Here is a 20,881-nt window from a genome sequence, read left to right as displayed (position 1 = left end):
CGACGCCATACGATACGCGCCCAAGCCGTCGCCGCGATGTCATCGCAGCACTGCGGCTAGACTGTTGCCTGTGTTTGCTGGAGATCTTTCGCTGCCATGGGCGACGCGCCTGACTGTAGAACCCATCTTTTGATCGCGTGCCACGCCAGGCCACACCGCCGCCCCAGCCCCGCACACGTTGCGCAGCGCATTCCGGTGACCGCACCGCGTGAAGTACGCCATGTGGGCTAACGTCGGGCTGTTGCTGATCGCGTTGTTGCTGGTGCTGTTGAACGGTTTTTTTGTCGCCGCCGAATTTGCATTGGTCAAATTGCGGCATACCCAGGCAGTGGGCCTGGCCGAACACCACGGCTGGCGCGGGCGCCTGCTGCTGGGCGTGCATGCACACCTGGACGCGTATCTATCGGCCTGCCAGCTCGGGATCACGCTGGCCTCGCTTGGCCTGGGCTGGGTCGGCGAGCCGGCCTTCGCGCATCTGCTGCAGCCGGTGTTCGACACACTGGGGCTATCGCCGGAAGCCGCGCAGTTCACCGCGCTGGCGATCGCCTTCAGCCTGATCTCGTTTCTGCACATCGTGCTTGGCGAACTGGCGCCCAAATCGATGGCCATTCGCCGCCCGGAGCGCATGTCGCTGTGGACGGCCGCACCGCTATACGCGTTCTACTGGGTCATGTATCCGGCGATCTGGGTGCTCAACACCAGCGCCAACCGGCTACTACGCGTGCTGGGCTGGGGCGAGGTGGAGCACCAATCGCACCGCTATTCGCGCGAGGAACTCAAGCTGATCGTGGGCCGCCAGGACCCCAACGCGGTCGCGCCCGATCACGGCATGGCACTGATGAGCCACGTGCTGGAGCTGCCCGACCTGGTGGCTGGCGACCTGATGCGCCCACGTGAGCACCTGCGCAGCCTGCGGGAAGGCATGACGCTGCAGACGGTGCTGGTGGAATTCAGCACCTCGCGTTACAGCCGTTATCCCTGGTTCGACGCCGAGGGCGAGCAGGTACTCGGCATCCTGCACACCAAGGACATCCTGGTGGCGATGGCGCGCGGCCAGACCCTTGATGCGCTGCGCCCCCTGCTGCGCCCGGCCACCGTGCTGGCGCTGGAAAGCCCGATCCCGCGGGCGCTGGAGCAGTTCCGCAGCGGCGCCACCCATCTGGCGCTGTGCGTTGATGAGCACGGCCGCATCCTGGGCTTCTTCACCCTAGAGGACCTGCTGGAAGTGGTGGTGGGCGAGATCGAGGACGAGCACCGCCACGTGGTGCGCGACGCACCGGTGCGCGGCCAGGACGGCTCGCTGCTGGTGGCCGGCAGCACCTCGATCTTTCGCCTGGAACGCCTGCTGGGCCGCGATCTCAGCGCGCCCGACCAGGTCAATTCGGTTGGCGGCCTGATCGTGCACCAGCTGCAGCGGCTGCCGGAAGAAGGCGAGACCCTGGAACTGGACGGGCACCTGCTCACGGTCCGGCGGATGGTCGGCCACCGCATCCAGGCGGTGACGGTGCGCCCGGTCGGCGAAGCCGGCGCCGGGGCGGCGTAGAATAGCCGCCCCGCCTGCTTCCCAGTGCCCTGCCCATGTCGGATTCCGCCCTGCTCGCCCTGTCCCCGCTCGATGGCCGCTACGCCTCCAAGGTGGACGCGCTGCGCCCGATCTTTTCCGAATACGGCCTGATCAAGGCACGGGTGAAAGTGGAGATCGAGTGGCTGCTGGCACTGGCCGCCGAGCCGGGCATCGCCGAACTGCCGGCCTTCTCGGCCGCCGCCACGCAGCGCTTGCGCGTCCTGGCCGAGCAGTTCAGCGTGACGCACGCCGCACGCGTCAAGGAGATCGAACGCACCACCAACCATGACGTCAAGGCGGTGGAGTACTTCATCAAGGAACAGCTCAAGGACGATGCCGAGCTGGGCCCGGCGCTGGAATTCGTGCATTTCGCCTGCACCAGCGAAGACATCAACAACCTCAGCTATGGCCTGATGCTGGAGCAGGCGCGCCGCGAGGTGCTGCTGCCCACCCTGGACGGTGTCGCCGCCTCGCTGCGCACGCTTGCGCACGCCCAGGCCGCGCAGCCGATGCTCTCGCGCACGCATGGCCAGACCGCCTCGCCCACCACGCTCGGCAAGGAGATCGCCAACGTGGTGGCGCGGCTGGAGCGCCAGCGCAAGCAGATCGCCGCGGTCGAGCTGACCGGCAAGATCAATGGCGCGGTGGGCAACTACAACGCACACGTGGCGTCCTACCCGTCGGTGGACTGGCCGCAGTTCGCGCAGCGCTTTGTCGAAGGCCTGGGGCTGGTCTTCAACCCCTACACCACGCAGATCGAGCCGCACGACAACGTGGCCGAAATCGGCGATGCCACTCGCCGCGCCAACACCATCCTCATCGACCTGGCGCGTGACATCTGGGGCTACATTTCGCTCGGCTATTTCAAGCAAAAATTGAAAGAAGGCGAAGTCGGTTCCTCGACCATGCCGCACAAGGTCAACCCGATCGACTTCGAGAACGCCGAAGGCAATTTCGGCGTCGCCAATGCGCTGTTCGAGCATTTCAGCGCCAAGTTGCCGATCAGCCGCTGGCAGCGCGACCTCACCGACTCCACCGTGCTGCGCGCCCTCGGCACCGCGTTCGGCCATACCCAGGTGGCACTCGACTCGCTGGCCAAAGGCCTGGGCAAGCTGACCGTCAATCCCGAGCGCCTGGATGCCGATCTGGACGCCGCCTGGGAAGTATTGGCCGAGGCCGTGCAGACGGTGATGCGCCGCCATGGCCTGCCCAATCCCTACGAGCAACTCAAGGCACTGACCCGCGGGCAGGGCATCACCGCCGCCTCGATGCAGGCGTTCGTGGAAAGCCTGCAACTGCCCGAAGAGGACAAGCAGCGCCTGCGTGCGTTGACGCCCGGTGGCTACACCGGCCTGGCCGAGCAACTGGCGCGCGCCATCTGACGCGTCGGTCCGGCGTCAACAGCGCGCACGGGTGAGGCTGGTATGGTGCCGGCCTCATCGACCTGCCTCATCCATTGAAGGATCGACCATGCGCGCAGTCCGGATCAACGCTCCTCTGCTGTCCCTTGCCACCATTGCCCTGCTGAGCAGCTGCGGCGGCGATGGCCCCGCCGCGCAGGCGGTCTCGGCGGCGTCTTCGACGCTCACCGACCCAGCCAGCGGCGCCGATTGCAACGGCAAGGATCTGCGCCTGACCCGCAATGACACCGAATGGCTGATTCATGGCGCGTGCGCCTCGATCACCATCACCGCCTCGCGCGGCGCGCTGAACGTCGATAAGGCGCGCGCTATCCGGCTGGAAGGCAGCAATTTCACTGTTCTCAACAAACAGCTCGGCGAGCTCAGCGTCACCGGCCAGAACAACACGTTGAACCTCACCAACGTCGACAGTGTGGACATCCAGGGCAACCAGAATCTGGTGCTGGCGCGCGAGGTGAAGCAGGTGCGCTTTTCCGGCAACGACAACACCGTCAACCCGTCCAGCAAACCCACGCTGGACGACCGCGGTCGTGGCAACAAGGTGATGTGAGGGCCGGCAGCGCCTGGCGGATCCGGCTGCAGATCCGCTTAAAAACCGCTCGACGCGGTCGCTACCATTGCGAAGCCGGCCGCGTGTACTGCAGCGCCGCAACCGTCGATTCGCATGCCGGCCACCGGCTTGCCTGATCGTGCGGCCTGCACACGCCCCAACACACGCCCCGTCACGCACATTGCTGAAGGAGGGCCGCCCCGTGCACGCGGCGCAGGTGCACATCCGGCGCAAGCATCGGACAATAGGCGCCTTCGCGCGGCCAGACCGCGCCCGCGCACTCCCGTCTACACCTTGCAAGGATTTCCTCCATGGCTGCACGCAAAGCGACCCCTCCCGTCATCGAAGTCCAGGCCCGTCCAGGGTTGCCGTTGGGCATGCCGGTCGAGCGCTTTCTCCGCACCTACTGGCACAAGCATCCGCTGCTGATCCGCAACGCGTTCCCGGATTTCCAGTCGCCGCTGCAGCCCGAAGACCTGGCCGGCCTGGCCTGCGAAGACGGCGTGCTGGCGCGGCTGATCAGCCACGACCGCGCCACCGACGACTGGAGCGTGCGCACCGGCCCGTTCCAGGAAACCGACTTCCCCGGCCTGCCCGACCACGACTGGACCCTGCTGGTGCAGGACGTGGACAAGTGGGACGCCGACGTGCGTGCGCTGCTGGAGCAGTTCCGCTTCCTGCCGCGCTGGCGCATCGACGACATCATGATCAGCTTCGCCGCCACCGGCGGCTCGGTGGGCGCACATGTCGACCATTACGACGTGTTCCTGCTGCAGGGCCTGGGCCATCGCCGCTGGCAGGTCGACGCACGCACCTCGCAGGGCCGCAAGCCCACGCCGCTGGCGTTCCGCGACGATGTGGACATCAAGCTGCTGCGCGAATTCAAGCCGACCCACGACTGGGTGCTGGGCCCGGGCGACATGCTGTACCTGCCGCCGCTGGTGCCGCACCACGGCGTGGCCGAGGACGCTTGCCTGACCTTTTCCATCGGCACCCGCGCGCCCTCCTCTGCCGAGCTGATCGGTGACTATCTGGACACCTTGATCGCCGATGCCGACGAGGCCGTGCGCTATCACGACGAAGACCTCAAGGTGCCGGCCGATCCGTACGAGATCGATGTCACCGCGATGAACCGCGTGGTCGCCGCGCTCAACGCCTTGCGCATGAACGACCCGGACCGCCTGGGCGACTGGTTTGGCCGCTTCATGACCACTTACCGTGCCTCCGGCGACGTGGTGCCGGCACCGGAACCAATCCCGCGCGAGGCCGTGGAGCAGGCCCTGGACGAAGGCGTGCTGCTGCATCGCCACCCGTGGTCGCGGTTGGCCTGGCGACGTGCCAAGCGCGGCGCCACCCTGTTCTGCAGCGGCCTGGAATTTGCGCTGTCGGTCAAGGACGCCAGCCGCCTGGCCGCTGCCGAGGAGATCGACGGCGCGCTGTACGGGCAGTTGTCCGTGCGTGGCCGCGAGGTGGTGCTGGAACTGCTGGCGCAAGGCCATTACCAGCGCGCGCATGAGGATCAATACGAAGACCTCGACGACGACAACGATGCGCATACGCTGAGCCTGTCGGCCGACCACGCCGACGACGAAGACGCTGATCTGGATACAGACACCAACGCCGCGCAGATCGATGCGGACGCCGACGTGGAAGCGGTCGCAGACGAGGCTGACCAGCCGGATGCGCTCAAGGAAGCGGAAGACGAGGACGACACCGCCGACGCGGCCGCCGACACCGGCACGGCAAGCGACGCCACTGCCGCGCAGGAAGACGACGACGCCAACCCGGCCGACGACGACGCGTTGCACGACGACGAGGATCCGCAGCGCGCATGACCACCGCCGGCCCGGCGCAGATCGTCACCCTGGACCCGGCCACGCAGGCCGGGACCTTGCGTGCGCTGCGTGCGGGCTGGGCGGCCAGCGCTACCGAGGACTCCTGGGATGCCCTCGACCCGCTCAGTCTGCACCTGGCCGCACGCGATGCGGATGGCGAGCTGGTCGCCGCCGTCCGGCTCACCCCGGATCGGCGCATCGACCGCCTGGGCGTCCTGCCAGCCTGGCGCCGGCGCGGTCTGGCCGCTCGCCTGCTTGCCGCCGCCGTGGACAGCGCCCGCCAGCGCGGCTGGCCCACCGTGAGCACGCATGTCAGCGCAGAAGCCGCCGCCCTGTTCGGCCGGCTCGGTTTCCTGCCTGTGCCTCCCACTGAGCTCTCGACAACCGCAGAGGAGGTGCCTGCAGGCCAAGCGCTGTATCGCCGCCTGGACGGCCCGATGGCGGTCGAAACCCTGGCAGCGGCACACACCGCCACCACCGCCCTGCTCGGCACCGCGCGCCGGCAGGTGTTGATCTACACGCGCGCCCTGGACGTGGCGTTGTTCGATGCCCCGGCCGTGCTCGAGGCGCTGCGTCGCTTTGCCACCGCTCGCCACGACAAGCGCGTGCACGTGCTGGTGCAGGAGCCCGCCGCGGCCGGCGCCAGCAGCAGCGCACTGCTGCGGCTGGCGCAACGCCTGCCCAGCGTGTTCCGGTTCCGTGCGATCAGCGATCCGGTCGATACCAGCTATGCATCGGCCTACGTGATCGGCGATGACGCCTACTACTTTCGTCCAACAGGGCACCGCTTCGACGACGGCGAAACCTGGCTGACCGGCGCGGCACGCAGCCGGCAGCTGGAGCGTGAATTCGCGCAGATATGGGAGCGCAGCGCACTTTGGAACGAACCGCGCGCGCTTGGCATCTGACGCCGCAGCGCCCCTTGCGCGTAGGCGTCTGGCCAATTGGTCTACCCCGCCGGTCAGCTCGCAGACGCCCCCTCGCAAGCGCAAGGGGGTATAATTTTTCGAGATTTGAGATCGACCGATAGGGCAACTCGCCCTGCCGCTTCCGCACAATCATCCCCACAGCAGACCCGACTTACCATCGTGGATAATCTCCTAAAGCAGTTCGCGCAGTCATCGCAGCTCGCCGGCGGCAATGCCGCCTATATCGAGGATCTGTACGAGCAGTACCTCGTCGCCCCCGACAGTGTCGATCCGAAGTGGAAGGCGTATTTCGACGGCTTCAACGGTCGCGATGCCGGTGATGTGCCGCACTCGGCGGCAATTGCCCACATTCTCAGCGCCTCCAAACAGGCTGCCAATGCCGGTACCGGTGTGGGCGCCAGCGACGAGCGCGAGCGCAATGTCGGTCGTCTGATCACCGCCTACCGTTCGCGTGGTCATCTCGGCGCGCAGCTCGATCCGCTGGGCCTGACCCCGCCGGTCAACCCGCCCGACCTGGACCTGCCGTTCCACAGCCTCTCGCAGGCTGATCTGGACAGCGAGTTCAGCACCGGCGGCGTCGGCGGGCAGCCGCGGATGAAGCTGAAGGATCTGCTGGCGCGCCTGAAGGCGACCTACGCCAGCACGATCGGCGCCGAATTCATGCATATCCCCGAATTCGACCAGCGCCAGTGGATCTACAAGCGCCTGGAAGATGCCGGCGGCAAGATCGCTGCCGATGCGGCCAGCCGCAAGCGCACGCTGGAGCGGCTCACCGCCGCCGAAGGCCTGGAGCGCTACCTGCACACCAAGTACGTCGGCCAGAAGCGCTTCTCGCTGGAAGGCGGCGACGCACTGATCCCGATGATGGACACCATCATTCGCCAGTCCGGCAATGACCAGGTCAAGGACATCGTGATCGGCATGGCCCACCGCGGCCGCCTCAACGTGCTGGTCAATACGCTGGGCAAGAACCCGCGCAAGCTGTTCGACGAGTTCGAAGGCAAGTTCGAGCACGCCCACGACGACCGCGCGCACACCGGCGACGTCAAGTACCACATGGGCTTCTCGGCGGACATTGCGGTCGGCGACGACAAGCAGGTCCACCTGGCGCTGGCGTTCAACCCCTCGCACCTGGAAATCGTCGACCCGGTCGTGGTCGGCAGCGTGCGGTCGCGTCAGGAGCGTTTCGGTGATGCGGATCGCAAGACCGTGCTGCCGATCCTGATCCATGGCGACGCCGCATTCGCCGGCCAAGGCGTGGTGATGGAGCTGTTCCAGATGTCGCAGGCGCGCGGTTTCGCGGTCGGCGGCACCGTGCATATCGTGGTGAACAACCAGATCGGCTTCACCACCAGCGCACGCGACGATGCCCGTTCCACGCTGTACTGCACCGACGTGGCCAAGATGATCGGCGCGCCGGTCTTCCACGTGAACGGCGACGATCCGGACGCGGTGATGTTCGTGTCCAAGTTGGCCTATGAGTTCCGCCAGCAGTTCAAGAAGGACGTGGTCATCGACCTGGTCTGCTACCGCCGTTGGGGCCATAACGAGGCCGACGAGCCGGCGGCCACGCAGCCGGTGATGTACCAGACCATCCGCAAGCACAAGACCACCCGCGAGCTCTACGCCACCAAGCTGGAAAGCGATGGCGTACTGAGCGCCGACGAGGCCAAGGCGCTGGTGGATGGCTACCGCAACAAGCTGGATTCGGGCGAATACACCACCGAATTAGCCAAGCGCAAGCCGGACGAATTCGCCATCGACTGGTCCAAGTATCTGGTCGGCACTGCGGCCGATCCGGTCGATACGCGCGTTAAGCGCGATGAGCTGGACCGTCTGGCCAAGTTGATCACCACCATCCCGGCCGGTGTGGAACTGCACGCCCGTGTGGCGAAGATCTACGAAGACCGCGTCAAGATGGCCGCCGGCAATCAGGCCGGTGACTGGGGCTTCGCCGAAAATCTGGCCTACGCCACCTTGCTGGCCGAAGGCCACAAGCTGCGCCTGGTCGGCCAGGATGCGGGCCGCGGTACGTTCTTCCACCGTCACGCGATCCTGCATGACCAGAAGACCGACAGCTATTACCTGCCGCTGCGCCAGCTGGTGGAAAACCCCGAAGACGCCACCATCATCGACTCGCTGCTGAGCGAAGAAGCGGTGATGGGCTTCGAGTACGGCTACTCCACCACGGACCCGAATGCACTGTGCGTCTGGGAAGCGCAGTTCGGCGACTTCGCCAATGGCGCGCAGGTAGTGATCGACCAGTTCATCGCCGCCGGCGAAGCCAAGTGGGGCCGCATCGCGGGTCTGTCGCTGTTCCTGCCGCACGGCTACGAAGGCCAGGGTCCGGAGCACAGCTCCGCACGTCTTGAGCGTTTCCTGCAGCTGTGCGCGCTGGAGAACATGCTGGTGTGCGTGCCGACGACCCCGGCGCAGTGCTTCCACATGATCCGTCGCCAGATGCGCATGACCACCCGCAAGCCGCTGGTGGTGATGACCCCGAAGTCGTTGCTGCGCCACAAGCTGGCGGTGTCGACGCTGGAAGAACTGGCCGATGGGCAGTTCCAGCATCTGATCCCCGATGCCAAGGCCGACGCGAGCAAGGTCAAGCGCGTGGTGCTGTGCTCGGGCAAGGTCTATTACGACCTGCTCGAAGACCAGACCAAGCGTGGCCAGGACGACGTTGCCATCCTGCGTGTGGAGCAGCTGTACCCGTTCCCGCGTGCGCAGCTGGCTGCAGAACTCAAGCGCTTCGGTAATGCCGCCGACGTGGTGTGGTGTCAGGAAGAGCCGCAGAACCAGGGTGCGTGGTACCAGATCCGCCATCACCTGAATTTCTGTCTGGCCAGCGGTCAGAGCCTGCATTACGCCGGCCGTGCCCGTTCGCCCTCGCCTGCTGCCGGCCACATGGCCGACCACATCGCCGAACAGCAGAAGCTGGTTGCCGATGCGCTGCTCAATCCGTTCAACGACCAAGTCGCTGAATAACTCCTCTTCCCCAAAGAACGAAAACCCTAGGACGCTCCCCGAATGGCCACCGAAGTCAAAGTTCCGGTACTGCCCGAATCCGTTTCCGACGCCACCATCGCCAGCTGGCACAAGAAGGCCGGTGAAGCGGTCAAGCGCGACGAGAATCTGGTCGATCTGGAAACCGACAAGGTCGTGTTGGAAGTTCCTTCGCCCGTCGACGGCGTACTGAAGGAAATCAAGTTCGAAGCCGGCAGCACGGTCACCAGCAACCAGATCCTGGCGATCATCGAAGAAGGCGTCGTGGCCGCGGCCGCACCGGCCGAAGAGAAGAAGGCCGATGCCCCGGCTGCCGCCGCTGCGCCTGCTGCTGCGCCGGCACCGGCTGCCGCTGCAGCGCCGGTTGCATCGAAGTCGTCTGCTGACAGCCTGCCGCCGGGTGCGCGTTTTTCCGCCATCACCCAGGGCGTGGATCCGTCGCAGGTAGACGGCACCGGCCGTCGTGGCGCGGTGACCAAGGAAGATATCGTCAACTTCGCCAAGGCCGGCGGCGTGGGCAAGGCGTCTGGCGCCCGTCCGGAAGAGCGCGTGGCGATGACCCGCGTGCGCAAGACGATCGCCAAGCGCCTGATGGAGTCCAAGAATTCCACCGCGATGCTGACCACCTTCAACGAGGTCAACCTCGCCAAGGTGTCGGCCGCGCGCAAGGAACTGCAGGACGAATTCCAGAAGGCGCACGGCATCAAGCTCGGTTTCATGAGCTTCTTCGTCAAGGCCGCCGCCAACGCACTGCAGCGCTTCCCGCTGGTCAACGCCTCGATCGACGGCGACGACATCATCTATCACGGCTACAGCGACATCTCGATCGCCGTCTCCACCGAGAAGGGCCTGGTGACGCCGGTGCTGCGTAACGTCGAGCGCCAGTCGTTCGCCGAAGTCGAACAGGGCATCGCCGACTACGCCGCCAAGGCGCGCGCCGGCAAGCTGGGCCTGGACGACCTGCAGGGTGGCACCTTCACCATCACCAATGGCGGCACCTTCGGCTCGCTGTTATCGACCCCGATCATCAACCCGCCGCAGAGCGCCATCCTGGGCATGCACGCGATCAAGGAACGTCCGATCGCCGAGAACGGCCAGGTCGTGATCGCGCCGATGATGTACCTGGCGCTGTCCTACGACCACCGCATCATCGACGGCAAGGATTCGGTGCAGTTCCTGGTCGACATCAAGAATCAGCTGGAAAACCCGGGCCGGATGCTGTTTGGTCTGTGATGAAAGCCGGGATTGGTGATTCGGGATTGGGGATTAGCGAGAGCGCCCCGATTCAGAGCATCGTGCTTTTTGCGAATCCCCAATCTCCAATCCCCAATCTCGTGAGCGAAGAATGAGCGAACAAGAACAATTCGACGTCGTCGTCATCGGTGCCGGCCCGGCCGGTTATCACGCTGCGATTCGTGCAGCGCAGCTCGGCATGAAGGTCGCCTGCATCGACGCAGCCATCGGCAAGGACGGCAAGCCCGCCCTGGGCGGCACCTGCCTGCGCGTGGGCTGCATCCCGTCCAAGGCGCTGCTGGATTCCTCGCGCCAGTTCTGGAACATGGGCCACCTGTTCGGCGACCACGGCATCAGCTTCAACGACGCCAAGATGGACGTGCCCACCATGATCGGCCGCAAGGACAAGATCGTGAAGCAGTTCACCGGCGGCATCGCGATGCTGTTCAAGGCGAACAAGATCACCCCGTACTACGGCTTCGGCCAATTGCAGCCGGGCAACATCGTCAAGGTGACCCAGCACGAAGGCGGCGAGATCGAGCTCAAGGGCACCAACGTGATCCTTGCGGCCGGTTCGGAATCGATCGAACTGCCGTTCGCCAAGTTCGACGGCGACACCATCGTCGATAACGTCGGCGGCCTGGACTTTACCGCAGTGCCCAAGCGCATGGCAGTGATCGGTGCCGGCGTCATCGGCCTGGAACTGGGCAGCGTGTGGAAGCGTCTGGGCGCCGAGGTCACCATCCTCGAAGCGCTGCCGGATTTCCTGGCGCTGGCCGATGCCGAAGTAGCCAAGACCGCGCTGAAGGAATTCAAGAAGCAGGGCCTGGACATCAAGCTGGGCGCCAAGGTCAGCAAGACCGAGATCACCGGCAGCGGCGACGCCAAGCAGGTGGTGCTCAGCTACACCGACGCCGCCGGCGAGCAGACCCTGACCGTGGACAAGTTGCTGGTGGCCGTGGGCCGCAAGGCCGCGACCAAGAACCTGCTGGCCGAGGGCACCGGCGTCAAGGTGACCGAGCGTGGCCAGATCGAGGTCGATGGCCATTGCCACACCGGCGTCGACGGCGTGTGGGCGATCGGCGACTGCGTGCGCGGCCCGATGCTGGCGCACAAGGGCTTTGAGGAAGGCATCGCAGTGGCCGAGCTGATTGCTGGCCTGCCCGGCCACGTCAACTTCGACACCATTCCGTGGGTCATCTACACCGAGCCGGAAATTGCCTGGGTTGGCAAGACCGAGCAGCAGCTCAAGGCCGAAGGCGTGGCCTACAAGGCCGGCAGCTTCCCGTTCGCGGCGATCGGCCGTGCGGTGGCCATGGGCGAGCCGGCCGGCTTCGTCAAGGTGATCGCCGATGCCGAAACCGACCGCGTGCTGGGGATGCACCTGGTGGGCGTCGGTGTCTCGGAGCTGGTGCACGAAGGTGTGCTGACGATGGAGTTCAGCGGCTCGGCGGACGATCTGGCACGCATCTGCCATGCGCACCCGACCCTGTCCGAAGCAATCCACGACGCCGCCATGGCGGTGAGCAAGCGCGCCATTCATAAGGCGAATTAAGCCGGGAATCGGGAGTGGGGAATCGGGAATCGCAACAGCGGTTCGTCGCTTCACTCCTCATGCATGACGCCGGGCCTAGGTCCGGCGTCATGCGTTCCGGCTTTTGTTTCTGCTTTTACCCATTCCCAATTCCCTGCTCCCGATTCTCATCCCATGAAAAGCATCTGCGTCTACTGTGGTTCCAATGCCGGCAACAAGCCTGCCTATGCCGAGCGCGCCATCGCGCTGGGTGACCGCATCGCCAAACAGGGGCTGCGCCTGGTGTATGGCGGTGGCAATGTCGGGCTGATGGGCACGGTGGCCAACGCGGTGCTGGCCGCAGGTGGCGAAGTGACCGGCGTGATTCCGCAGCAGCTCGCCGATTGGGAAGTGGCGCATCGCGGGCTGACCACGCTGGAAATCGTCGGCTCCATGCATGAGCGCAAGATGCGCATGTTCGAGCTGTCGGATGCGTTCGTCGCCCTGCCCGGCGGCTTTGGCACCATGGAGGAGATATTCGAGATGCTGACCTGGCGGCAGCTGGGCATCGGCAACAAGCCCTGCGCGTTCCTGGACATCGAAGGCTTCTATGCGCCGCTGATCGGCATGATCGATCGCATGGTCGAGGAACGCTTCCTGCATCCGGATCAGCGCAGCGACCTGTGGTACGGCGCCGACATCGAGCAGATGCTGGAGTGGATGCAGCACTACACGCCGGCACAGGCATCGAAGTGGATCGACGAGAAGCGCCGCTCCACCCTGGTGTGATCGTCACGGCGGCAGCAACAGTCGCTGCGGACCAGCGCAGCGGCTAGGAGTACGGCGCGAACCCCGCGCAGATGCTGTAGTGATCTAGCACCACGCTGATCAGTGACCATGCGGATAGCGCGCTGCACATCCGCGCCGCAACATCTTGGCGCCCGCACCTGCTCGCACAGAGACGCACGCCCGGCCGCGCGCGACCAGCTCGCATAGAATGCACGCGATGCCAGACACCCTTGCCGCCGACGCGCACCACAGCCTGGAGATCAAGCACAGTCGCTTTGTCGCACAGGCTTGCGCGCTGGCATCGCCCGAGCAGGCACTGGAGCAGGTGCGGCGCTTTGCGGTCGTGGATGCCACACACAATTGCTGGGCCTACCGCTACGGGCAGGAATACCGCTCCAGCGACGACGGCGAACCCAGCGGCACCGCCGGCCGGCCGATCCTGGCTGCGATCGATGGCCAGGGCTACGACCGCGTCGTGGTGGTGGTGACGCGCTGGTATGGCGGCATCAAGCTCGGCGCCGGCGGCCTGGTGCGCGCCTATGTCGGTACGGCCGCCGAATGCCTGCGGCTGGCCATGCGCCGGCCACTGGTGACGATGTCGCTGCTGGCCGTGCGCTGCCCGTTCGACGACCTGGGCGTGGTCCACGCCGCGCTATCGACCTTCCACGCCGACAAGCTGGACGAGCAATTCGACGCCGAGGGCGCCGCATTGCGCGTGCAAGTGGCCGCGGATCAGCTCGCCGGCTTGAAAACCCGCCTGTGCGACGCCACTCGCAACAGGGTCCATCTCTCAACACCGGAAGCCGCATGAGCCAGCCCCCCGCCAAGCCTGCCCCACTCCGCAAGCTTGGCAACCTGCGCACCCTGTGGCCCTTCGTGCAGCGCCAGCGCGGCCTGTTCGCGGCCTGGCTGGTCGCATTGGCGGTCTCCTCGGCGGCCACGCTGAGCCTGCCGGCTGCGGTCAAGCGCATGATCGACCACGGCTTCTCCGGCGGAACGCAGATCAACCAGGCCTTCGCGCTTCTATTCGCGGTGGCGGTGGTGCTGGCGCTGGCCACGGCGGCGCGCTTTTATTTCGTGGCGCTGCTGGGCGAAAAAGTGGTCGCCGATCTGCGCGGCCGCCTGTATGCCCATCTGATTGGCCTGGATGCCGGTTTCCATGATCGCAGCCGCAGCGGCGAGCTGGTATCGCGCCTGTCGGCAGACAGCGAACTGCTGCGCGGCGTGGTCGGCACCACCATGTCGGTGGCCTTGCGCAGTTCGGTCACGGTGATCGGCAGCCTGGTGATGCTGTTCGTCACCAGCCCGCGGCTGGCCGGCTTCACCTTGATCGGCATTCCGCTGGCGGTGCTGCCGATCGTGCTCGGCGCGCGACGCCTGCAGAAGATCTCGCGGGCCAGCCAGGACCGCGTGGCCGACGCCAACACGCTTGCCGCCGAAACGCTGGGGGCGGTGCGCACGGTGCAGGCACATGCGCGCGAGGGCTATGAGAGCAACCGCTTCAGCCAGGCCTTGCAGGCAGCCATCGGGACCGCGCGCGTACGCATCCGCACCCAGGCCACCGTCACCGCAGTGGCGATCATGCTGATCTTCGGAGCCATCGTCGCGGTGCTGTGGTTGGGCGCGCACGATGTCATCGCCGGGCAGATGACGCCGGGCACGCTGGGCCAGTTCGTGCTGTATGCATTGATTGGCGGTGGTTCGGTGGGTGCGCTGGCCGAAGTGTGGAACGAGCTGCAACGCGCAGCCGGTGGCATGGGGCGGATCGGCGAGTTGCTCGACGAGCAGTCGGCAATTGTCGCGCCTGCGACCCCGCAGCCGTTGCCGGTGCCGGTGCGCGGCGCGATCCATTTCGACCAGGTGGTCTTCCACTACCCGCAACGCCCGGACATGCCGGCGCTGGATGGCTTCGACCTGCATGTGCAGCCGGGCGAAACCGTCGCGCTGGTCGGCCCCTCCGGCGCCGGCAAGAGCACGGTGCTGGCGATGCTGTTGCGTTTCCACGACCCGCTGAGCGGCAGCGTGCGGATCGATGACGTAGATCTGCGCCAGACCGATCCAGTGCTGCTGCGCGAGCAGATCGCACTAGTGCCGCAGCAGCCGACCTTGTTCGCCGCCAGTGCCGCCGACAACATCCGGTATGGCCGCCTGGACGCCAGCGACGCGCAGGTGGAAGCCGCCGCCACGGCTGCCGAGGCCGACGTCTTCCTGCGCGCATTGCCGCAGGGCTATGCCAGCGAACTGGGCGAGCGCGGCACGCGCCTGTCCGGCGGCCAGCAGCAGCGCGTGGCAATCGCACGGGCGCTGCTCAAGGATGCCCCGATCCTGTTGCTGGACGAGGCCACCAGCGCGCTGGATGCACAAAGCGAGCGCGCCGTGCAGCAGGCGCTGGACCGCTTGATGCAGGGCCGCACCACGCTGGTCATCGCGCATCGCCTGGCAACCGTGCTCAAGGCCGATCGCATTGTGGTGATGGACGCCGGCCGCATCGTGGCGCAGGGCACGCATGCGCAACTGGTGGCCGAAGGCGGGCTGTACGCGGAGTTGGCGAAGCTGCAGTTCATCGATCAGTGACCGCCACACGCTCGCTGATTGCTGCAATCACGCGGCACGCGCGTACGGCCACCTCGGCATGCACGCCTATGCGCGCTGAGGCCAGGAGCTGACCCATGCCCCGCCCCAGAACCACCATCCGCCAACTCAGTTATTTCGTCGCGCTGGCAGACACCGGTAGCTTCACCCGTGCCGCCGAGCAGATGGGTGTTTCGCAACCCTCGCTGTCGCAGCAGATCCGTGGGCTGGAAACCATCATCGGCGCGCCGTTGTTCGAACGCGGCGGGCCCGCGATCCTCACCCCATTGGGGCGCGAACTGCTGGCGCGTGCACGCAGCATCCTGCTCGATCTGGCCGATCTGGAAGACGTGCGCGCCACCTCGGCGGATTCGCTGATCGGCACCATCCGGCTCGGCGTGTCGCCCACGCTGGGCGCGTACCTGATGCCCAGCCTGGTGGCGCGGCTGCACCGTGAGCATCCGGCGCTGCGCGTGCATGTGCGCGAAGGATTGCCAACAGTGCTGGCCAGCGACCTTGCCACTGGCGTGCACGACGTGATCCTGGCGCAGTTGCCGGTGGCCGGGCGCGGCCTGCATAGCGAACGCCTGTTCCGCGAACCGTTGCACGTGACCATGGCTGCCGACCATCCACTGCGGACCAAAGCCTGCATCACTCCCGCCGATCTGCGCGGTGCCAGCTTGCTGACCCTGATGCCGGAATATCGCCTGGCCGAGCAGGTGGCCGCGATTGCGGCGGAAGTCGGCGCCAACGTGCTGCGCGATTACGAAGGCACCAGTCTGGATGCGATCCGGCAGATGGCCGGCATGGGCATGGGCCTGGCGCTGCTGCCGGATCTGTACGTGCGCCAGGAGATCCGCGAGGGCGATGATGTGGTGGTGCGGCCGGTCAAGGGTGGGCGCTATTACCGCGACATCGGCCTGCTCTGGCGACAAGGTGCCGGCCGTGCGCCGGCGTTCGGGCTTATCGCCGATTTACTGCGTGCCGCCGCCGCATAGGAAAATCCTATGCGGCAAATAAGCTCGCCGACCTTGTTCGTGAGCACGAACTCGTCAATGCTGCACTGAACTCATCAGCGGAAGTGCAATGGCGGCGGGTAAACAGATCGGATGGCGGGAAGCGGCAAGCTGGCTGGCGGAGATCGTCGGGCCGGACATGCCCTATGTGCGTCTGGCCATCGTCTACGGCGTGGCGATCAGTCTGTTGTCGCTGGCCACGCCAATCTCGGTGCAGTTGCTGATCAACAGCGTGGCCAACACCGCGCTGCCCACGCCGCTATGGACCCTGTCGGGATTGTTGCTCGGCCTGTTGCTGCTGGTCGCCGGCCTGAGCGCGATGCGGGTGTGGGTCATGGCGCTGTTCGAACGCCGCCTGTTCGCACGCGTGGTGGCCGAGATCACGGTGCGCGCCGTGCATGCGCAGAACCCGTTCTTCGCCGACCAGAACCGCGGCGACATGTTCAACCGCTACTTCGATCTGGTGGTGGTGCAGAAGGCCGTGCCGAGTCTGGCCATCGGTGCGTTCACCATCGTGCTGCAGTCGGCGGTGGGGCTGATCGTCACCAGCTTCTACCACCCGTTTTTCCTGGGCTTCAACGCCCTGCTGCTGCTGGTGATCTTCAGCATCTGGATGATCTGGTCGCGCGGGTCGATCCGCACCGCGGTGGATCTGAGCCACGCCAAGCACGAGGCTGCCCGCTGGCTGGAAAGCGTCGGCGGCTCCAACGGGTTCTACAAGTCCAGCCGCCATCTCGATTTCGCGATGGATCGCTCCGAGGCGGTCACGGCCGCGTATATCGATCGGCATCGGCGCCACTTCAGCTACAGCTTCACCCAGACCGCCTCCTTCCTGCTGGTCTACGCGGTGGCCAGCGCCGCGTTGCTGGCACTGGGCGGCAACCTGATCCTGCGCGGTGAGTTGTCGATCGGCCAGCTGGTGGCGGCCGAGCTGATCCTGAGCGCGGTGTTCTACGGTATCTCCCAGCTAGGCACCTACCTGGACGCGTTCTACGACCTGGTCGCCAGCTCCGAAGAACTCTCGTTGCTGTTTGCCATCCCGCAGGAGCGTGCCGTGGTGGCGCCGGGCACGACCCCGGGCAACAGCGCGGTCCGCCTGGATGGGGTGGTGATCGACGGCGCGCGGTTCGACTTTTCGCTGGCCGCCGGCGAACAGCTGGTGACGCTGGCCGATGGCGGTGCCGAGCGGCTGCTGGCAATGGTGTTGAAACGGCACGTGGTGCCCGATCGCGGGTTGGTGATGGTGGGCGGCGCCGACATGGCGACCTTCGACATGTACCTGCTGCGCTCGGAAGTCACCGTGCTCGACCGCCCCACCATCGTGGAGGTCACCATTCGCGAATACCTGGCGCTGGCCTCCAGTGATGTGAGCTCCGAAGCGATGCTGGAAGCCATCGATGCGGTGGGCTTGCGCAGCCGCATTGCCGCGCTTCCCAAGGGGCTGGACACGCGCCTGGCTGCCTCCGGCTACCCGTTGTGGATCGGCGAGGTAATGGCGCTGAAGCTGGCCAATGCGCTGCTGGTGCAACCGCGTGTGCTGATGCTGTCGCAGTTGTACGACCTGATTCCGGCCGAACGCCTGACCAAGATCCTGCGCCGTTTGAAAGCCACCGGCACCACCGCCTTGTTGTGCACCGGCCGGCCGGAGGACATCACCCTGGACGGCTGGTTCCGCCTGCAGCCCGAGCAGCAGCAGCGCTACGCCACGCGCGATGCCCTGATCGCATCCATGCAGGAGGCAGACGATGCGCCAGGCCGCTGATCGCAACGCGCACTTCCCCACCCTGGCGGCGATGCGGCCGCCCAGCATCGCCAAGGCACTGGCCTGGATGCTGCTGATCGGCGTGGCCATTGCCGTGGCGATCCTGGCGCTGGCGCCATGGGTGCAGACCGCCAGCGGCAAGGGACAAGTGGTCTCGCTGGACCCGGGCGACCGCCAGCAGCAGGTCACCGCCTTCGTTCCCGGCCGTGTCGAGACGTGGTACGTGCACGACGGCCAGCATGTCTCGCGTGGCGACCCGATCGCGCGCGTCGGCGATCTGGATCCGGACCTGCTGACCCGCCTGGCCAGCGAACGGGCGCAAGTGCAGGCCGAGATCACCGCCATCCAGCAATCACGCGCGGTGGCCGGCATCGATGTGGAGCGCAGCCGGCAATTGCTCGCCGAAGGCCTGGCCGGCCGCCGCGACTACGAGTTGACCCAGATCAAGGTGGCCGAAGCCGATGCCAAGCTGGCCGAGTCGCGCGCCAAGTTGACCCGGATCGACATCCAGTTGAATCGCCAATCTGCGCAGTTGGTGCGTGCGCCGCGCGACGGCCGCGTGCAACAGCTCAACGCCGCCAGCGGCAGCGCGATGGTGTCGCCGGGCACGGTGCTCGCGGTGATCGCGCCAGAACGCGTGGAGCGTGCGGTCGAACTGTATATCGACGGCCGCGACGTGCCGTTGATCCGCCCGGGCCGGCCGGTGCGTCTGGAGTTCGAAGGCTGGCCGGCAATCCAGTTCAGCGGCTGGCCGTCAGTGGCGCACGGCATGTTCGATGGCCGCGTGCGTGCCATCGACCCCAACGCCGCACCCGATGGGTTGTTCCGCATCCTGGTCGAACCCATGCCGGGTAAGCCGGCGTGGCCGGCGCAGGAATTCGCGCGCCAGGGCGGCAAGGTGCGCGGCTGGGTGCAGGGCGAAACCGTGCGGGTCGGCTACGAACTGTGGCGCCAACTCAACAACTTCCCGCTGGAATTCGGCCGCCGCCCGACCGCCACGCAGCAGGATGACGGCAAGGCCAAGCCGGCGGTGTACAAGGCCGAAGACGACGCGACGGGCAAGAAATGATGCGCCGTCTTGTTGCCCTGCTGATCGCACTCTGCCCCGGTGCGGCATTCGCCCAGACCGCTGCCCTGACCCTGGACGAGGTATTGCAGTCCTCTGCCCGCTCGGCGCCGCAGATCGTCGAATCGCTGGCCAAGGTGCGCCAGGCCGAAGGCAAGGGGCTATCGGCCAATGGCGCGTTCGATACGGTGTTCGATATCGATGGCCGCTCGCGCGAAGCCGGCTATTACGACGGCAGTTCGATCGAGAGCACGGTCAAGCGGCCCTTCGAGGAAAACGGCGGCTACTACTACGGCGGGTACCGGTCCTCGCGCGGGTCGTTTCCGGTCTACGAAGACAAGTCCTACACCGACCGCGGCGGCGAAGTGAAAGTCGGTGCGCTGTATGCGCTGCTGCGCGACCGCGTGGTGGATGAGCGCCGCACCCGTCGCAGCGTGGCCAGCGGCGACATCGACGTGGCGCAGTACGAAGCGGAGATGGTGGCGATTGGCGTGCAGCGCCGCGCGGTGGATGCCTACCAGAGTTGGGTCGCGGCCGGGCTGAAGCTGCGGGCCTACAAGGACCTGCTGGAACTGGCCGAACGCCGCCGCAACGCGATTTCCCGGCAGGTGACGCTCGGCGCACGGCCAACCATTCTGTTGACCGAAAACGACCAGAATCTGGTGCGCCGCCGTGCGCTCGTGGTGCGCTCGGAGCAGGACTTCGCCAATGCGGCCAATGCGTTGTCCTTGTATCTGCGCGACGACGCCGGCATGCCGCTGATCGTGTCCGCCGAGCGGCTGCCCGCCGATACCTCCGCGCTCGAAGGCCTGGCCGGCGCCAGCAAGATCACCGCGCCAGTGGAACGCCCCGATTACCGCGCCGTGCTGACCCGCATCGATCAGGCCACCGCCCGCCTGATGCTGGCGCAGAACGATCTGAAGCCACGCCTGGACGTGAGTTTCGAGGTCAGCAAGGATCTGGGCGCGCCCGGCGTGGGTGGCCCAAACCGTTCGCCAACCGATGCGATCATCGGCTTCCGTTTCAGCGTGCCGCTGGAAAACCGTTCCGCCAAGGGCCGCGTGGCCGAGGCACGCGCGGAGATCGAGGCGCTGGATCAACGCAGCCGCTTCCTTCGCGACCAGATTTCAGTGGAAGTGGAATCCATCGTCATCTCGCTCAATGCCGCCGAGCGGCTGGCCGGCATCGCCGATGAGGAGCGCAGCCTGGCAGACCGGCTCGCTGCGGCGGAGCGGCGCCGTTTCGAACTGGGCTCGGGCGACTTTTTTCTCGTCAATCAACGCGAAGAAACTGCCAACGATGCCCGCGTGCGGCTGATCGATGCACAGGCGCGGATCGCCTCCGCACGTGCCGAGCTGGCTGCGGCCACTGCGGACCGTGATGCTTTGATGCTGCGCCAGTAGCGCACGCTGGCGCTGGCGGATTTGTTCGTGGATCCAGCACAACAAGCCCGCCGTTGGGCAGCGTGCAACGCACCACTGCCATGCCCTCGAAGTGTCGCGCGCGTAGCGCGAGAAGCTAAAAAGCAGCCACAACCGGCGCCATCATTGTGTGCTTCATCGCTTGACGACGCATCGGTAACACGGCGCTGCGCATGCTCGCGACACCGGCAACAGCGCCGGTCGC

Annotated in this window: 15 protein-coding genes; all 15 read left to right on the top strand. The window is 66.2% G+C overall.

Translation table 11 applies throughout. From position 1 onward, the window contains the following. Positions 1-220: 220 nt before the first annotated feature. The 15 genes from ACCQ01_RS08125 (at position 221) to ACCQ01_RS08055 (ending at position 20,658) form a co-directional block, all read left to right on the top strand. Complete coding sequence (locus ACCQ01_RS08125) at positions 221-1,543, top strand: hemolysin family protein (protein ID WP_228432897.1); 1,323 nt, start codon at positions 221-223, stop codon at positions 1,541-1,543. Between the two features lie 35 nt (positions 1,544-1,578). Continuing rightward, entirely contained in the window at positions 1,579-2,946 is a 1,368-nt protein-coding gene (gene purB, locus ACCQ01_RS08120) for an adenylosuccinate lyase (RefSeq protein WP_228432898.1), read from the top strand. 88 nt (positions 2,947-3,034) lie between these two features. Further along, positions 3,035-3,535 carry a DUF3060 domain-containing protein gene (locus ACCQ01_RS08115; RefSeq protein ID WP_228432899.1) on the top strand — a complete coding sequence of 167 codons (501 nt, stop codon included), beginning with the start codon at positions 3,035-3,037 and terminating at the stop codon, positions 3,533-3,535. Between the two features lie 311 nt (positions 3,536-3,846). Continuing rightward, a complete protein-coding gene (locus tag ACCQ01_RS08110; protein WP_228432900.1) occupies positions 3,847-5,370 on the top strand; it encodes a ribosomal protein uL16 3-hydroxylase in 1,524 nt (507 codons plus the stop codon). Continuing rightward, the gene (locus ACCQ01_RS08105) at positions 5,367-6,278 is read left to right on the top strand and encodes a GNAT family N-acetyltransferase (RefSeq protein ID WP_228432901.1); all 912 of its coding nucleotides are present in this window, start codon (positions 5,367-5,369) and stop codon (positions 6,276-6,278) included. Before ACCQ01_RS08110 ends, ACCQ01_RS08105 begins: the two co-directional genes overlap by 4 nt. A gap of 180 nt (positions 6,279-6,458) precedes the next feature. Continuing rightward, positions 6,459-9,287 carry a 2-oxoglutarate dehydrogenase E1 component gene (locus ACCQ01_RS08100; RefSeq protein ID WP_115004326.1) on the top strand — a complete coding sequence of 943 codons (2,829 nt, stop codon included), beginning with the start codon at positions 6,459-6,461 and terminating at the stop codon, positions 9,285-9,287. Between the two features lie 42 nt (positions 9,288-9,329). After that, the gene (sucB, locus tag ACCQ01_RS08095; protein WP_228432902.1) at positions 9,330-10,538 is read left to right on the top strand and encodes a dihydrolipoyllysine-residue succinyltransferase; all 1,209 of its coding nucleotides are present in this window, start codon (positions 9,330-9,332) and stop codon (positions 10,536-10,538) included. A 112-nt stretch (positions 10,539-10,650) separates the two neighbouring features. Then, positions 10,651-12,093 carry a dihydrolipoyl dehydrogenase gene (lpdA, locus tag ACCQ01_RS08090; RefSeq protein ID WP_115572795.1) on the top strand — a complete coding sequence of 481 codons (1,443 nt, stop codon included), beginning with the start codon at positions 10,651-10,653 and terminating at the stop codon, positions 12,091-12,093. 153 nt (positions 12,094-12,246) lie between these two features. Next, positions 12,247-12,840, top strand: a complete 594-nt coding sequence (locus tag ACCQ01_RS08085) for an LOG family protein (RefSeq protein ID WP_014507326.1) — start codon at positions 12,247-12,249, stop codon at positions 12,838-12,840. Between the two features lie 208 nt (positions 12,841-13,048). Next, positions 13,049-13,651, top strand: a complete 603-nt coding sequence (locus ACCQ01_RS08080; protein WP_228432903.1) for an IMPACT family protein — start codon at positions 13,049-13,051, stop codon at positions 13,649-13,651. Then, complete coding sequence (locus tag ACCQ01_RS08075; protein WP_014507324.1) at positions 13,648-15,414, top strand: ABC transporter transmembrane domain-containing protein; 1,767 nt, start codon at positions 13,648-13,650, stop codon at positions 15,412-15,414. The genes ACCQ01_RS08080 and ACCQ01_RS08075 overlap by 4 nt, the downstream gene beginning before the upstream one ends. Positions 15,415-15,509: 95 nt before the next feature. Continuing rightward, positions 15,510-16,409 carry a hydrogen peroxide-inducible genes activator gene (locus ACCQ01_RS08070; RefSeq protein ID WP_115004321.1) on the top strand — a complete coding sequence of 300 codons (900 nt, stop codon included), beginning with the start codon at positions 15,510-15,512 and terminating at the stop codon, positions 16,407-16,409. 88 nt (positions 16,410-16,497) lie between these two features. Continuing rightward, entirely contained in the window at positions 16,498-18,189 is a 1,692-nt protein-coding gene (locus ACCQ01_RS08065) for an ATP-binding cassette domain-containing protein (RefSeq protein ID WP_228432904.1), read from the top strand. Beyond that, positions 18,173-19,258: an efflux RND transporter periplasmic adaptor subunit gene (locus ACCQ01_RS08060; RefSeq protein WP_228432905.1), complete on the top strand. Its 1,086-nt coding sequence runs from the start codon at positions 18,173-18,175 to the stop codon at positions 19,256-19,258. Before ACCQ01_RS08065 ends, ACCQ01_RS08060 begins: the two co-directional genes overlap by 17 nt. Continuing rightward, complete coding sequence (locus ACCQ01_RS08055) at positions 19,255-20,658, top strand: TolC family protein (RefSeq protein WP_115555735.1); 1,404 nt, start codon at positions 19,255-19,257, stop codon at positions 20,656-20,658. Before ACCQ01_RS08060 ends, ACCQ01_RS08055 begins: the two co-directional genes overlap by 4 nt. Positions 20,659-20,881: the final 223 nt, after the last annotated feature.

Source organism: Xanthomonas sp. NCPPB 4037, from assembly GCF_041475695.2.
GTDB lineage: Bacteria > Pseudomonadota > Gammaproteobacteria > Xanthomonadales > Xanthomonadaceae > Xanthomonas > Xanthomonas campestris.
Note: the sequence above shows the minus strand (reverse complement) of the source record. Positions and strands in the feature narration are given on the sequence as shown.

Bases quoted from the DNA above. Each gene is read 5' to 3' on its own strand.
- ACCQ01_RS08125 (WP_228432897.1), top strand. From the start codon at position 221: ATGTGGGCTAACGTCGGGCTGTTGCTGATCGCGTTGTTGCTGGTGCTG.
- purB (WP_228432898.1), top strand. From the start codon at position 1,579: ATGTCGGATTCCGCCCTGCTCGCCCTGTCCCCGCTCGATGGCCGCTAC.
- ACCQ01_RS08115 (WP_228432899.1), top strand. From the start codon at position 3,035: ATGCGCGCAGTCCGGATCAACGCTCCTCTGCTGTCCCTTGCCACCATT.
- ACCQ01_RS08110 (WP_228432900.1), top strand. From the start codon at position 3,847: ATGGCTGCACGCAAAGCGACCCCTCCCGTCATCGAAGTCCAGGCCCGT.
- ACCQ01_RS08105 (WP_228432901.1), top strand. From the start codon at position 5,367: ATGACCACCGCCGGCCCGGCGCAGATCGTCACCCTGGACCCGGCCACG.
- sucB (WP_228432902.1), top strand. From the start codon at position 9,330: ATGGCCACCGAAGTCAAAGTTCCGGTACTGCCCGAATCCGTTTCCGAC.
- lpdA (WP_115572795.1), top strand. From the start codon at position 10,651: ATGAGCGAACAAGAACAATTCGACGTCGTCGTCATCGGTGCCGGCCCG.
- ACCQ01_RS08085 (WP_014507326.1), top strand. From the start codon at position 12,247: ATGAAAAGCATCTGCGTCTACTGTGGTTCCAATGCCGGCAACAAGCCT.
- ACCQ01_RS08080 (WP_228432903.1), top strand. From the start codon at position 13,049: ATGCACGCGATGCCAGACACCCTTGCCGCCGACGCGCACCACAGCCTG.
- ACCQ01_RS08075 (WP_014507324.1), top strand. From the start codon at position 13,648: ATGAGCCAGCCCCCCGCCAAGCCTGCCCCACTCCGCAAGCTTGGCAAC.
- ACCQ01_RS08070 (WP_115004321.1), top strand. From the start codon at position 15,510: ATGCCCCGCCCCAGAACCACCATCCGCCAACTCAGTTATTTCGTCGCG.
- ACCQ01_RS08065 (WP_228432904.1), top strand. From the start codon at position 16,498: ATGGCGGCGGGTAAACAGATCGGATGGCGGGAAGCGGCAAGCTGGCTG.
- ACCQ01_RS08060 (WP_228432905.1), top strand. From the start codon at position 18,173: ATGCGCCAGGCCGCTGATCGCAACGCGCACTTCCCCACCCTGGCGGCG.
- ACCQ01_RS08055 (WP_115555735.1), top strand. From the start codon at position 19,255: ATGATGCGCCGTCTTGTTGCCCTGCTGATCGCACTCTGCCCCGGTGCG.